We start from the raw sequence: 14431 nt of genomic DNA, 5'->3' as shown, positions 1-14431 counted from the left end.
AGAAACGCGATGGACCGGGCCGTCCCGATGCGAGGCAGGCCGTGGACACGGCACCGTGCCCGCGCGACCGTGCTGGCGGGCGTGCTGCTGAGTTCTCTGCTCGCCGCCCTGCCTGCGGACGCCGAACAGTTGCGGCCGGACAAGGCGCGCCGGGGGACGCCCAGCCCCGTGCAGTACGACGCGCCGGTCGAGGTCACCCCGGTCAAGGTGCAGCCGATCGCGGCCGACCCCGCGGCCGCCGCCCAGTCGACGGGCACTCCTTCGGTGACCTGGCCGGCGGCCGAGACGGCGGACGTGGACGTGCCGGCCTGGTCGGCGGACCAGACATCAGGCCTCGTACAGGCGGGCCGGACTCCCGTGTGGATCGGCGGGGTCGACCCCGCGCTCGACGTGGCCTCGCCCGCCGGCATCGGCGTCACGGTGCTCCCCCGGGCCACGGCGGTCGAGGCCGGACTGCCCGCCGCGCTGCTGTTCGACCTGCGCAGGCCGGCCCGTGGGGGCGACTCCGCCTCGGTGGCCGTGGAAGTGGACTACTCCTCGTTCCGTCACGCGTTCGGCGGTGACTGGGCCTCCCGGCTCCGGCTGGCCGCCCTCCCGGCCTGCGCGGCCCGGACGCCGCGGCGCGCGGAGTGCCGCACGCTGACACCGGTCCCCACCCGCAACGACCTCGCGGCGGGCCGGGTCGCGGCGCGGCTGGACCTCTCCGGACCCTCCACCCGGTTCGCGCTGGCGGCGGCGCCCGAGGGAGCGACGGGCGACTACAAGGCCACCCCTCTGTCGCCGTCGGCGACTTGGCAGGTCTCGACGAACAGCGGGACGTTCAGCTGGACCTACCCGATGCGCGTGCCGCCGGTCCCGGGCGGCCTCCAGCCCACGGTCGCCCTGAGCTACTCGACCGGCGCGGTCGACGGCCGGGTCGCCTCCGCCAACAACCAGCCGTCCTGGGTCGGCGAGGGATGGGACCTCTGGCCCGGCTACATCACGCGGTCGTTCGCCTCCTGCTCCCACGACATCAGCGACGAACGGAAGAAGACCGCCGACCTGTGCTGGGCCGGTGACCACCATGTGTCGATGATGAACGGCGGCCGCGCGACGGAGTTCGTCCACGACGGGTCGGGCGCGTGGCGGCCGAAGGACGACGACGGCTCCAGGATCGAGCTGCTCACCGGTGCCCCCAACGACGACAAGTTCGGCGAGCACTGGAAGGTGACCACGACGGACGGCACCCAGTACTTCTTCGGGTCCCGCCCGGAGCGCCGCTCCACGTGGACGGTGCCGGTGTTCGGCAACGACGCGGGCGAGCCCTGCCACACCGGCACGTTCGCCTCCTCGTGGTGCCCCCGGGCGTGGCGGTGGAACCTCGACCACGTCGTCGACCGGCACGGCGGCACGATCTCGTACCACTACGGCAAGGAGACCAACTCCTACGGCCTGAACATGGCCAAGGCGAAGGCCGAGTACACCAGGAACGGTCAGCTGGAGCGGATCGAGTACGGCACCAGGGAGGGCGTCGAGGGACCCGCACCCGCCCGTGTCCTCTTCGAGTCGGCCGACCGGTGCGCACCGCAGGCGGACTGTGCGCAGCACACCCCCCAGAGCTATCCCGACGTGCCCTGGGACCAGGACTGCGCGGCGACGGCCGCGACATGCCCGGAGAAGTACGCGCCCACCTTCTGGACCACCAAGCGGCTCGCCAAGGTCACCACCCAGGTCCGGGCCGGCTCCGGCTACTCCGACGTCGACTCCTGGTCGCTGAACCACCTCTTCCCGCTTCCGGGTGACAAGACCGGCCCGGCGCTGTGGCTGAGCGACGTCACGCACACGGGGCTGGCCGGCGGACGCACGAGCGTGCCGCCCGTCGAGTTCCACGGCGAGGCACTGCCCAACCGGGTCGACTCCAGCCCCGACGGACTTCCGCCGCTGAACAAGTTCCGCCTCCACACGGTGCACAACGAGGCCGGCGGTGTGCTGAGGCTCGACTACGCACCGGCGAACTGCCAGGCCTCGGCCCTGCCCACCGCCGAGACCAACACACTGCGCTGCTTCCCGGTCCACTGGGCGCACGAACAGGGACAGGCGCGGGACGACTGGTTCCACAAGTACGTCATCTCACAGGTCGTGCAGACGGACCGGGTCGGTGGCGCGCCCAGTCAGGTGACCACCTACGACTACCTCGACGGCGGTGCGTGGCGCTACAACGACAACGAACTGGTCCCGCGGGAGCGCCGGACGTGGTCCCAGTGGCGGGGCTACGGCAAGGTGCTGGAGCGCAAGGGGGACCCGACGGATCCGGACGTGACGCGCACGGAGAAGGAGTACCGCTACTTCCGGGGCATGCACGGAGACCGGCTCAACCCGGCCGGGGGCACCAAGCCGCCCGTGCAGCTGGAGGACACGGACGGCCGCCTGGTCGAGGACGCCGAAGGCCTCCAGGGCTTCCTTCGCGGCGAGATCACCCGCCGGGGACCGGGCGGCCCGGTGGTCACGGACGTGATCACGGACGCCTGGCGCAAGCAGACCGCGAGCCGCGGCAGCCGGATCGCGGCGATGGTCCGGCCGAGCCGGGTGGTCACCAAGACGGCGCTCGACGAGGGCCGGTGGCGGCGTACGGAACGGCACGCCCGCCACGACGAGCACGGGCTGCTCTCCGAGACCGACGACCTCGGGGACACCACGACGGCCGCCGACGACCTCTGCGTGCGCACGAGTTACGCCCGCAACACCACGAGCTGGCTGCTGTCGCTGGTGAGCCGTACCGAGACGGTGGCCGTCTCGTGCGGTACACCCGCCCGCTACCCCGAGCACGCCGTGTCGGACGAGCGCACCTTCTTCGACGGAGGCGCGTTCGGTGCCCCGCCGACCGCCGGTGACCCGACCAGGACCGAGCGGGTCGTGTCGTACCGCGACGGTGCTCCCGAGTACGCCGTCAGGGAGCAGGCGCGGCACGACGTCCACGGCCGGGCGGTGGAGACCACCGACGCGCTCGGCCGGCGGACCACCACCGTCCACACCCCGGCGACCGGGCCGGCGCTCAGCACCACCGTCACCGATCCGCTGGGCCACACGACCACCACCGCGCTGCGGGTGGAGTGGGGCGAGCCGCAGACCGTGACCGATGCCAACGGCCGCCGCACCGATCTGTCGCACGACCCGCTGGGCCGGCTGGACGCGGTGTGGAAACCGGGCCGGTCCCAGGCCTCCGAGGAGCCGCACACGCGATTCCGGTACCTCCTGCGCAAGGACGGGGCGAGCGCCGTCACCACGGAGAAGCTCGTCGGCTCCGGGGACTACGTCTCGGAGGTCGCCCTGTTCGACGGTCTGCTGCGGCCTCGTCAGACGCAGAAGCCGGCCTGGGGCGGCGGCCGGGTCGTCACCGACACCCGATACGACTCGCGCGGGCTCGCCGTGCTCACCAACAAGCCGTACAACACGACCGGACAGCACGGCCCCGACCTGGTCCAGGCCGACCCCATCGCGGTGCCGTCACAGGTGCTCACCGAGTACGACGGCGCCGAGCGGGTGACCGCCTCGGTCGCCAGGACTCCCGGCCGCGAGTGGCGGACCGTCACCCGCCACCACGGGGACCACACGGAGGTCGTCCCGCCGAACGGCGGCACCACCACGTCCACCTACACCGACGCCAGGGGCCGCACGACCCAGTTGCGGCAGTTCCACGGCGCCGAGCCACTCGGCGCCCACGACGCCACCGCCTACACCTACGCCAAGGGCGGCGAGACCGAGACGGTCACCGACGCCGGGGGGAACATCCTGCGGTACGTGTACGACCTGGCCGGCAACCGCGTCGAGACCCACGACCCGGACAAGGGCGTCACCCGGATGACCTACGACGCCGCCGGGCAGCTGCGCACCCGCACCGACTCGCGCGGGAAGACGACCGTCCACTCCTACGACGCCCTGGGCCGGCGGACCGCCGTCCGTTCCGGCTCGGAGACCGGTCCGCTGCTCGCGGAGTGGACGTACGACACCGTCCCCGATGCGAGCGGCCGCCCCCTCAAGGGCCTGCTCGCCTCCTCCGTCCGCCACACCGGCGACGGCGCCTATCGCACCCTCGTGACCGGGTACGACGCCGGGAACCGGACCACCGGCACGGTGTTGACCCTGCCCGAGGCCGAGGCGGGGCTGCCGCGCAGCTACGAGACGGTCACCGCGTACAACCCCGACGGCAGCCTGGCCAGCAGGCGCATGCCCCGGGTCGGCGACCTGCCGGCGGAGACCCTGGTGTACCGCTACGACGCGCTCGGCCTCCTCAAGTCGCTGACCTCGACGGCCGGCGAGTACGTCACGAACATGCACTACACGGCCTTCGGGGAGCCCGCGCGGCTGTCCCAGGGCGCGGAGGGCGCCTCGCTGTGGCAGAGCACGTACTACCAGCCCGGCACGCGCAGGGTGGAGCGCACGCTGACGGAGCGGGAGAGCGGTTCGCTCACGGTCGACGAGACGACCTACGGGTACGACCCGATCGGCAACGTGACCCGGGTCCGCAGCGACGCTCCGGACGGCCTGGATACCCAGTGCTTCGCCCATGACCACCTGCGGCGCACGAAGGAGGCGTGGACGCCGTCCGGTGACTGCGAGGGCGAGCCGGGGAGCACCGTCGGCGGGCCCGCACCCTACTGGGCCGGATTCACCTACGACCCGGCGGGCAACCGGCGCACCGAGACCCGGCACGGTCTCGCCGGCGCGGCCGACACGCTCCGGACCTACCACTACCCGGAGCCGGGTTCGGCCCAGCCGCACACCGTCCGGTCGGTGACGACGACCGGTCCGTCGGGAACGGCGGCCGCGAGTCCCGGTGCCGGGGCCCTCGACGAGCGGACTCAGGACTACGCGTACAGCCCCACCGGGGCCACCACGGTGCGGCCGGGCCCTTCCGGCACACCGCAGAAGCTCACGTGGGACGTGGAGGACCACCTGGCCTCCGTGGAGCAGGACGGGCGGACGACCTCGTACGTCTACGACACCGAGGGGGTCCGCCTGATCACCCGGGACGCCGGCGGGCGTTCCCTCCACCTGCCGGTCGGCGAACTGCGCGCGGACGCCGACGGCCGGCTGAGCGGGACCCGTTACTACGCGGACGGCAAGGAGCGCACGATCGCCGTCCGGGTGGGCGCGCGCCTCAGCTATCAGGTCAGCGATCTGCACGGGACGGGCACCCTCGCCGTCGACGCGGCGAGCCTGGCGCCGACCCGCCGGAGACTCGACCCGTTCGGGCTTCCCCGGAAGGCCGCCGCCGGGCCGGACGCCGCGCAGCCTGGGCTGCCGGGCCGCCGCGGCTTCGTCGGCGGTACCGAGGACGCCGTCACCGGGCTCACGAGGCTCGGCGCCCGCGACTACGACCCCGGGACCGGCAAGTTCCTGTCGGTCGACCCGATGGTCAATCCGATGGACCCGCAGTCCCTGAACGGCTTCGCCTACTCGAACAACAACCCGGCCAGCTTCAACGACAGCACGGGCCTGATGATCTGCGCACTGGTCGACTCGCCCGGCGGTGCCCGCTGCATCATCTCCGGCCTGACCCGTCCGCCGCTGAGGATCGAGAACGTGCCTCCGTCGTCGAGGGACGGGCACCGCTGCCTCGGGCCGCTCCGCTGCGACAGCCCCCTGGACCGGAAGCTCGGCGTCTTCGGACGCATGGACCTCTGCTCGGAGCGGGGTTCGGGCTGCGCGGCCATGCGCAACCGCGACCGGGAGGCCCGTCAGGAGGCGGAGAAGCAGCGGCGCGCCCGCGAGGACGCCGAACGTCGCGAGGCCGCCCGGCGGAACATGCAGGGAAGCGTCGTGGAGTGCACGTCCTTCTCCGTCTCGCTGTTCGTCGTCGGCTTCGGGTTCGAGTACTGCAGCGGCCATGACTCCTCGGGACCCGGCGGAAGCGTCTCCGTGAAGTTGTCGGGCGGCTGGGGACTGCCGGGCGTCAGCGTCGCGAAGACCGTCAAGGGCAGCGAGAGCGACATCGACCCACCCGGGACCCTGACCATCAGCAAGGACCTCTCGGCGACCATCGGCCACCTGGGCATCGGACTCGACGGCTCGCTCACGAAGTCGAACCGCGACGACTCGTTCACCGGCGGCACCGGGGTGTCCTGGGGGTTCGGAGGCCCACGGGTGTCGGCGGGGGTGGAGTTCGGCTGGAGCTTCCGCTGACAGCCGCCGCGCACGGGCGGGTGGCCGAGCCGGCAGATCGACCACAGGGCGACGATGGCGGCCACGTCGCCCTGTGGTGGACACGCTCCGGTCGAGCTGGTCGAACCAGGGACTCGTGTGCGAGCGTGTCCCGACGCCCGAACGGGGCTTTTCCGGTGGTCAGTTCGCCGTTCGGGACAGCGCGGCGAGCACCGGAGCGACACCGTCCTCCACGGCCAGGCGGTCGGCCAGCGCGCGGGCACGCGCGCGGTGGGAGCCGTCCTCCGTCGCCCGGCGCAGGGCCCCGGCCAGGGACTCGGAGGTGAGACGGCGCAGCGGCACCGCCGCGGGGGCGGTGCCCAGCGCGGTCAGCCGGGACGCCCAGAACGCCGCGTCGAACTGGATCGGCACCGGGACGGTGGGGACCCCGGCCCGCAGGACGGCGGCGGTCGTGCCCGCTCCCGCGTGGTGGACGACGGCGGCCGTCCGGGGGAACAGCAGGGAGTGCGGGACCTCGTCGACGGTCAGGATGTCGTCGCCCCCGGCCCCCAGTCCCGCCCAGCCCCGCTGGACGATCCCGCGCACGTTCGCCGCGCGGAGGGCCGTGACGATCTCGCGGCTGACCCGTTCGGGGTCGGGCACGGTGGCGCTGCCGAGGCCGACGAAGACCGGTGGGGGCCCGGCGGCGAGGAAGTCCTCGAGCTCCGGGGACAGCCGCCCGGTCTCGTACGGCCACCAGTACCCGGACACCTCCAGCCCGGCGGGCCAGTCCCGGGGCCGGGGGACGACGAGCTCGCTGTAACCGTGCAGCACCAAAGGCGTGTGCCGCGCCCGGGAACGGCCCGCCGTCACGAGCCCGTGCCGCCGCCGCAGGGACCGTACGGCATCGGTGAACATCAGCTCGACCGACGTCATGACGAACCGTCCGCTGAGCCGGTTCCCCACCGGGCCGAGGGACCGCGTGCCCAGCACCGGGGCGGGAAACTCCCGGGTCGGATGCAGCGGCTGGAGATGCAGGCCCATGGCCGGCACCGCGAGGCCGTCGGCGATGGCGTACCCGAGCGGCCCCAGCGACCCGCTGACCAGCAGGACGTCGCCCTCCCGCGCCACGTCCACCAGGGCCGCCGTCATCGCGTCGACCGCTCCCCGGGCCATGGACGCCAGCCGTACGAGCTTGCCCGCACCGGTCCTCGCGTCGTGCAGCCGCCGGCCCCGCGCGGAGTGCAGCTCGGCGCGGGGGTCCACCGGCAGCGGCCGGAACCGCACGCCGGACCCCGCCACGAGCGGCTCGAACAGCCCGTGCGCGGCCAGCGTCACCTCGTGCCCGGCCCGTACGAGACCGGCACTGAGACCCGTGAACGGCGCCACGTCACCCCGCGAGCCCGCCGTCATCATCACGATGCGCACGCCGCCAGTGTGCCCCAGCCGACCGCGTCACCACAGAAGGCCTGCCCGTACCGCCCGGCGGCGTCCGCCGCTCGGGTCCGCGTCACGAGACCTCGGGGCGCGGTCCGCGGCCCCCCTCACGGGCCACGGACCGCGCGTCGGATCCACCCGCTCGGGCGGGCGCGAACCACGAGCGGACCCGGTGTGGCCGGGCCGCCGGCCCCTGACGACCGGACGGCCCCGCCTCCCCGCACAAGCCTTCCAGCGCGCTGCCGTCCTTCCACCCTCTCCGGCGGACACGCAGGACAGGGATCCGGACCGGCGGCGCGCTCCCGCTCAGCCGGTGGCCGCCGCCCCGGGGAGCTGCTGCTCGGTCCAGACGTACTTGCCCGCCGTCTCGTACCGGGCGCCCCAGCGGTCCGAGAGTGCCGTCACCAGCTGGAGTCCCCGTCCTCCCTCGTCGGTCTCGGCGGCCCGGCGGACGTGGGGTGTGGTGAGGCTGCCGTCCGACACCTCGCAGACCAGTGCGTCGCTGCGCAGGAGACGGAGCCTGATGGGGCCGCGCCCGTACCGCACCGCGTTCGTGACCAGCTCGCTCACGATCAGCTCCGTGACCGTCACGAGCTCGTCCAGGTGCCACGGTTCGTGTGCCAGCGCCTCGTCGAGGGTGGTTCGGAGCAGCTCCAGCCCCTGGCTCATGGGCCGCACCGACGTCTCGGCGAGTCCGTCCGTGTAGAGGACGAGCAGGCTGCCGTCGGGTACGTGCAGCCGACTCGTCTCGAACGGCGGCTCGGCCCCTCCGAGGGGGGAGTTCGGCTCCAGGTCGACGAAGCGTGCCGTGCCGGACGGGTCCACGAGAACGGGCGGCGGGTGGCCCGCCGACGCGAAGGTGCAGCCGGCGTCCGTGGGGTCGTACACCGCGTACAGGCACGTCGCGTACAGGTCCTCGCCCAGGTCGGAGACGAGGTCGTTCAGGTGCACCAGCAGGTCGTCCGGGGCGAGTTCGAGGTCGGCGAGCGTGCGCACGGCGATTCTGAGGCGTCCCATGGTCGCGGCCTCCGCCAGCCCGTGTCCCATGACGTCGCCGATCACGAGCGCGACCCGGCCGGACGAAAGCGCCAGGACGTCGTACCAGTCGCCGCCGACGTCCGTGGCCTCCCCCGCCGGCAGGCAGCGGGCCGCGGCGGTGAGGGTCGGCAGGCTGGGCAGTTCGCGTGGCAGGAGCCCGCGTTGCAGCTCGGTGGCCCGGTCGCGGTCCGCGTCGTGCAGGCGGGCCCGTTCCAGGGCTGATCCGCACGTCCACGAGGCATCCGGCCGCCGGCGACAGCCGGTGGCCGGGTGCCGGGTGCCGGGTGCCGGGTGAACGCCGTGCTCTGGCCGATTGCCTATGCTCCAGGGGTCCGGCAGGTCCGTGAGAGAGCGCTTCCGGCGGAGAGCGATGAGGCGGCGATGAGCGAACTGACGAAACCCCGTGTCGACGTTCCGGAAGGGGATGCTCCCACCGAGCTGACCGTCCGGGACCTGGTCGTCGGGGACGGGGCCGAGGCGAAGCCGGGCACGGTGGTCCGGGTGCACTACGTCGGTGTCACCTTCGCGTCCGGGAAGGAGTTCGACTCCTCCTGGGGCCGGGACCAGCCGTTCAAGTTCGCCGTGGGCGGCGGGCGGGTCATCAAGGGCTGGGACCGGGGGGTGCGGGGGATGAAGGTCGGCGGCCGGCGCGAGATCGTCGTTCCCCCGCGCCTCGGCTACGGCAAGCAGTCGCCCTCGCCCTTGATCCCGGCGGGTTCGACCCTGGTCTTCGTGGTGGACCTGCTCTCCGTCGCCACCTGAGGCACGGGGGCGACGGAAACCCCGGACCCCAGGACCCCAGGACCACCGGACCACCTGGTCACGCGACCGTCAGGACGATCTTCCCGGTCGTGCGGCCGCGCTCGCCGATCTCGTGGGCCTTCGCGGCCTCGGCGAGCGGCAGGACGGTGTCGACCACCGGCCTCAGCCTGCCCTGCTCCACGAGCGCCGCGATCTCCCGCAGGCCGAGGTGGTCGGGCTCGACCAGGACCCAGGCCGCCCGCACGCCGTCCGGGGCTGCGGGGACGTCGTCCGGTCCCGGCAGGGTGATCAGTCTGCCGCCCTCGCGGAGTACCGCGAGGGAGCGCCGGGCCGTCTCCCCGCCGAGGCCGTCGAGGACGACGTCCACGCCCGCGACGACGTCCTCGAAGCGCGCCTCGCGGTAGTCGATCACCTCGTCCGCGCCCAGCTCCCGCACCAGGTCGTGCTTGGCGGCGCTCGCGGTCCCGATCACGTACGCGCCGCGCGCCTTGGCGATCTGCACGGCGAAGTGGCCCACCCCTCCGGCCGCGGCGTGCACCAGCACCCGCTCCCCGGGGCGGACGTCCGCCGTGTCGACGAGGGCCTGCCAGGCGGTGAGCGCCGCCAGCGGCAGCGCGGCGGCCTCGACGTGGGTCAGGGAGGCGGGCTTGGGGGCGAGGTGCCGCGCCGGGGCCACGACGTACTCGGCGTACCCGCCCACCTGCCGCGGGAACAGCGGCATGCCGAAGACCTCGTCGCCGGGGCGGAAGATCCCCACCCCCGGGCCCACGGCCTCCACCGTGCCGGACACGTCCCACCCGACGGCCGGGACCTCGCCCCACTCGATGAGGGCCCCGCCCGCGCGGGTCTTCCAGTCCACGGGGTTCACTCCGGCCGCGTGGACCCGGACCAGGACCTCGTTCAGGCCGGGCTCGGGGCGCTCCGTCTCGCGCTCCACCAGGTTCTCGGGTCCGCCCCACTGCTCCACGACCACCGCACGCATGTGTCCGCCTCGTTTCCGTCTCGATCGGCGCGCCCCCGGAACCGTTCCGGCGGCGATGTGTCCACCATCCGGTACGCCGATCCCCCGCGGTATTGGCCGTTCGGCCAGCATGTGACAGGATCTGGCCATGAGCGAAACGATCGGCCGGATGACGACGGACAGCCACGCGGAGGCGCAGGCGGCGCCGCACCGGGTCGCCGTGCTCGCACTGCCCGGAGTGCCGCCGTTCGAGCTCGGCATCCCCTCCCGGGTCTTCGGCTGCGTCGACGACGCGGAGGGCCGGCCCCTGTACGAGGTCACGATCTGTACGGCCGACGGCGCCCCCGTCCTCAGCGACGCCGGGTTCACCGTGCAGCCCGCCGCCGGTCCCGAGGCCCTCGCCGCCGCCGACACCGTCGTCCTCCCGCCCACGCACGCCATGCCCGAGCTGGGGACCGGCGGCCCGCTCCCGCCCGAGGTCGCCGCGGCCATCGCCGGCATCCGGCCCGGCACCCGTCTGGTGTCCATCTGCACGGGGTCGTACGTGCTGGCCGCCGCCGGCCTCCTCGACGGCCGGCCCGCCACCACGCACTGGAACCTGGCGCCCGAGTTCCGCCGGGCCTACCCCCGCGTCAAGGTCGACGAGGACGTGCTCTTCGTGGACGACGGTGACGTCCTCACCTCCGCGGGCGTGGCCGCGGGTGTCGACCTGTGCCTGCACATGATCCGCCGCGACCACGGTGCCGCGGCGGCGAACCGCGCCGCCCGCATGTGTGTCGTGCCGCCGTGGCGGGACGGAGGACAGGCCCAGTTCATCGACCGGCCCGTCCCGGAGCCCACCCTGGCCAGCACCACGGAAACCCGCGCCTGGGCCCTGGAGCACCTGGCGGAACCGCTCACCCTCGCCCGGCTGGCCGAGCACGCGCGGATGAGCCTGCGGTCCTTCACCCGCCGCTTCCGGGACGAGGTCGGCATGACCCCCGTGCAGTGGCTCACGGCGCAGCGTCTGGAACTGGCCAAGCAGCTCCTCGAGACGACCGATCTGCCCGTCGACCTCGTGGCCCACCGCGCCGGCCTCGGCTCCGGGAACTCCCTGCGCGCCCACATGCGTACGGCCTTCGGCACCTCGCCGGCCGCCTATCGCCGCGCCTTCGGCACGACGGCCCCGCCCACTCCCGGCCGAGCGTGATCCGCCCGCCTCGCTGACGGAGGGCACGTGCGGCCGCCGCCGGCGTGCCCGCACGTGTCGGCGCCGGCCCCGCGCGGCCCCGGCTTACGCTGCCCCTGTCAGCGATCCCCTCCGAAAGCGCGGATGGTCTTGTCTGCCGGCACCGTCATCGCGGGCATCCTGTTCTTGTGGTGCGTCCTGTCGTACCGGCTCGCGCGATGGAGCATCACCGCACCGATCGCCATGATGCTGGCGGGCATCGCCCTCACCAGCGGCTCCGACCCGCCGCTCACCTTCGACTTCGGGGACCTCGGCGGCTTCGAGGCCTCGGTGGAGTTCGTCGTCGCTCTGCTGCTCTTCGTCGACGCGACCGAGGTGCCGGCCGGCGTGATCCGCCGGGAGAGGACCGTCGTCGCCCGTCTGCTGGGGATCGGGCTGCCGCTGACCCTGGGCGCCGCCTTCCTGGCCGCACTCGCCTTCTTCCCCGACCAGCCCGGATGGGTCCTGGCGGTACTGGCGACCGTCGTCGTCCCGCTCGACCTGTCGCTCGCCGGGGCCCTGGTCAGGGACAGCCGCGTCCCCGCCCGCCTGCGGGACGTGCTCAACGTCGAGGGCGGCCTGAACGACGGCGTCATCTCACCGCTCTTCCTGCTCTGCGTCGCCGGCGCCGCCGCGTCCCGCACGGCCGGCGGCGACTACGCCGAGGCCCTCCTCACCGCCGTCGGAGCCGCGGGCTGGGCCCTCGGGGCGGGCGCGCTCGTCGGCTGGGGGGCGGGACAGCTGCTGCGCCGGTCCTGGGCGAGGGGCTGGACGCTGCCCGCCGCGGCACGGCTCGCGGTGCTGAGCGTGCCGATCGCCGCGTACACCCTGTCCGTGTCCCTCGGCGGCAACGGCTTCGTCGCCTCCTTCGTGTCCGGGGTCTGCATCGCCCCGGCCCTGCGTCATCTCCCTGAGGGTGCCGTGCGGATGACCGACGACCTGACGACACTGCTGACGCTCGCCCTGTGGTTCCTCTTCGGTCAGATGGTCACCGACGTGTTCTGGGACGGCTTCCACCTCTCCGTCGTCCTCTACGCCGTCCTCGCCGTCACCCTGGTGCGCCTCGTGCCGGTGCTGCTCGCCCTGATCGGTACGGATCTGTCCCTGTCGGACCGACTGTTCCTCGGGTGGATGGGGCCCCGAGGAGCGACCACGGTGGTCTTCGGCCTCCTCGCCACCATCGAGCTGCCCCCCGCCGGAGGCGGTGACTTCATCTCCCGGGTCATGGTGATCACGGTCATGGTCAGCATCGTGCTGCACGGACTGACGGCCGAACCGACCGGCCGCTTCTACGCCCGGCGAGTCGATGCCGGTGCCGACGTTTGAAATCGAATCGATTGTGCAGAAGAAGTAGCAGACGACGTAAGGAATAAACCCCATTCCGGAACGCTGCTGTTCGCCACTCTGCGCTCGGGAGGAGATACCGGTGAAATTCGGCACGAGCCGCCACGGTCACCGTTGGCGCAGACCTCGGATGTTTGCCCGGTGGACTCCGTCGGCTCTCGGCCGTCGATTCCTGGTGCGGGTGACGAAATGGGAGCTCCGGCTCATGGGTTGGGGCGTGCGCATGGCGTTCCGACGCGCCTTCCACGCCGTGCTGCCGACGGCTGTTCGGCGCAGGGCTTAGGCGGATGCCGGGCCTGGACCTGCGAAAGGACGAGACATGAGCACCTGGGAAAAGGCGAAGGCACAGATGGAAGAGGTGGCGGGCACAGCCGTCAGGAAGTCCGCGCACGCCCTGGGAAACGAGAAGCTGGCGGCCAAGGGCGGGGCGCTGCACGCACGCGGTAAGGCCCGCCACATGAAGGAGAAGGCGAAGGACAAGCTTTCCTGACCTGTCCTGGGGATTTCCTGACCTGTCCCCGGGTTCACAAGCCGAGAACACCGCCTTTCGTCGACCTACCCATTCGCATCGCGAGACAGAAGGAATCATGGGAATACTCGCTTGGATCCTCCTCGGACTTCTCGCCGGCATCATCGCCAAGTGGCTGATGCCCGGAAAGGACCCGGGCGGCATCATCGTCACCACGCTCATCGGTATCGCCGGCGGCCTGCTCGGCGGATGGCTCGGCAAGGTCATCTTCGGCGTCGATTCCGTCGACGGCTTCTTCGAGTTGTCCACCTGGATCGCGGCGATCGTCGGGGCGCTCATCCTCCTGGCGGTCTATCGCCTGTTCACACGACACAGGTGACGTGCTCGACACGGCACAGGTGACGCGCTCGCCCTCCTCTTCCGTCCGAGAATCCCCCTCCGTCCGAGACTCCTCCTCCGTCCGAGACCTGCGGGTCTCGGACGGAGTTTTCTGTCAGCGGGCGGGCGGCAGCAGCGGGCCGAGGGGGCCGAGGTCCAGGTTGAGGTCCTCCAGGGTGTAACCGTGCTGGACGCACAGGTCGGTCATGCGGTCGTGCAGGGCGAGGAGGGTGGCTCCGAGTTCCTCCTCCTGCTCCTCGGTCAGGTCGCCCGAGTCGACGCGGCGCAGGGCCTGGCGTTCGATGAGCTGCCGCAGGAGCTCGACGACGGTGAGGACCAGCTTGAGGAGGTCCTCTCCGACGGCCTCGGGGTCGGTGCGGATGCGATGGGCCGCGGGCAGGTGCTCCCCCGGCGCGGCGGGAGGCGCCCGGAGGAGCCGGAAGGCGTCTTCGAAACCGGTGGCGTCCGGCTCGGGCTGCGGCGGTCGCGTGGGGTGCTCCGTGCTCATGGCGGGTCCTCGGGTGCGAAGGGGTCGTCGGAGGTCGTGACGGAGGTGATGAGGGCGCGCAGGGAGATGCGTACGAGGTCGATGTCGGCGACGGAGAGGACGATGTCGCCGGTGAGGACGACGCCACCGGCCAGAAGCCGGTCGAGGAGGTCCACGAGGGCGACCTGCCGGCCGGGGAGCGGCTCCTCCCGTTCGCTGAGGGTCATG

At 72.8% G+C, this 14431-nt stretch carries 11 protein-coding genes; 6 read left to right on the top strand and 5 right to left on the bottom strand.

All coding sequences use genetic code 11. The annotated features are described in order from the left end of the window. Positions 1-81 precede the first annotated feature (81 nt). Positions 82-6162 (top strand): RHS repeat-associated core domain-containing protein, encoded by a 6081-nt coding sequence (locus ACF08F_RS09275; RefSeq protein WP_392297900.1) that lies wholly within the window; start codon positions 82-84, stop codon positions 6160-6162. Positions 6163-6321: 159 nt separating this feature from the next. On the opposite strand, the gene ACF08F_RS09270 is transcribed toward ACF08F_RS09275, so the two are convergent. Continuing rightward, positions 6322-7533, bottom strand: coding sequence for a glycosyltransferase (locus tag ACF08F_RS09270; RefSeq protein ID WP_392298252.1), 1212 nt, complete (start codon positions 7531-7533; stop codon positions 6322-6324). Between the two features lie 330 nt (positions 7534-7863). Next, entirely contained in the window at positions 7864-8649 is a 786-nt protein-coding gene (locus ACF08F_RS09265) for an ATP-binding SpoIIE family protein phosphatase (RefSeq protein ID WP_392298251.1), read from the bottom strand. A 327-nt stretch (positions 8650-8976) separates the two neighbouring features. On the opposite strand from ACF08F_RS09265, the gene ACF08F_RS09260 reads away from it, so the two are divergent. After that, positions 8977-9357 carry an FKBP-type peptidyl-prolyl cis-trans isomerase gene (locus ACF08F_RS09260; protein WP_392297899.1) on the top strand — a complete coding sequence of 127 codons (381 nt, stop codon included), beginning with the start codon at positions 8977-8979 and terminating at the stop codon, positions 9355-9357. Between the two features lie 58 nt (positions 9358-9415). On the opposite strand, the gene ACF08F_RS09255 is transcribed toward ACF08F_RS09260, so the two are convergent. Further along, a complete protein-coding gene (locus ACF08F_RS09255; RefSeq protein WP_392297898.1) occupies positions 9416-10339 on the bottom strand; it encodes an NADP-dependent oxidoreductase in 924 nt (307 codons plus the stop codon). Positions 10340-10466: 127 nt separating this feature from the next. Here ACF08F_RS09255 and ACF08F_RS09250 point away from each other — a divergent pair, with 127 nt between their 5' ends. From ACF08F_RS09250 to ACF08F_RS09235, 4 genes are all read left to right on the top strand, one after another. After that, complete coding sequence (locus ACF08F_RS09250) at positions 10467-11507, top strand: GlxA family transcriptional regulator (protein WP_392297897.1); 1041 nt, start codon at positions 10467-10469, stop codon at positions 11505-11507. A 123-nt stretch (positions 11508-11630) separates the two neighbouring features. Then, the gene (locus tag ACF08F_RS09245; RefSeq protein ID WP_392297896.1) at positions 11631-12851 is read left to right on the top strand and encodes a cation:proton antiporter; all 1221 of its coding nucleotides are present in this window, start codon (positions 11631-11633) and stop codon (positions 12849-12851) included. 337 nt (positions 12852-13188) lie between these two features. Further along, positions 13189-13359: a hypothetical protein gene (locus tag ACF08F_RS09240; protein ID WP_392297895.1), complete on the top strand. Its 171-nt coding sequence runs from the start codon at positions 13189-13191 to the stop codon at positions 13357-13359. Between the two features lie 97 nt (positions 13360-13456). After that, entirely contained in the window at positions 13457-13717 is a 261-nt protein-coding gene (locus ACF08F_RS09235) for a GlsB/YeaQ/YmgE family stress response membrane protein (RefSeq protein WP_392297894.1), read from the top strand. Between the two features lie 114 nt (positions 13718-13831). Here the strand turns inward: ACF08F_RS09235 and ACF08F_RS09230 are convergent, their stop codons facing one another. After that, on the bottom strand, positions 13832-14224 hold the full coding sequence (locus ACF08F_RS09230) for a gas vesicle protein K (protein WP_392297893.1): 393 nt from the start codon (positions 14222-14224) through the stop codon (positions 13832-13834). Beyond that, positions 14221-14430 (bottom strand): gas vesicle protein, encoded by a 210-nt coding sequence (locus tag ACF08F_RS09225; RefSeq protein ID WP_392297892.1) that lies wholly within the window; start codon positions 14428-14430, stop codon positions 14221-14223. The genes ACF08F_RS09230 and ACF08F_RS09225 overlap by 4 nt, the downstream gene beginning before the upstream one ends. Position 14431 lies beyond the last annotated feature (1 nt).

The organism is Streptomyces sp. NPDC015130 (genome assembly GCF_043080005.1).
Lineage (GTDB): Bacteria > Actinomycetota > Actinomycetes > Streptomycetales > Streptomycetaceae > Streptomyces.
This window is presented reverse-complemented; position numbering and strand designations above follow the sequence as displayed.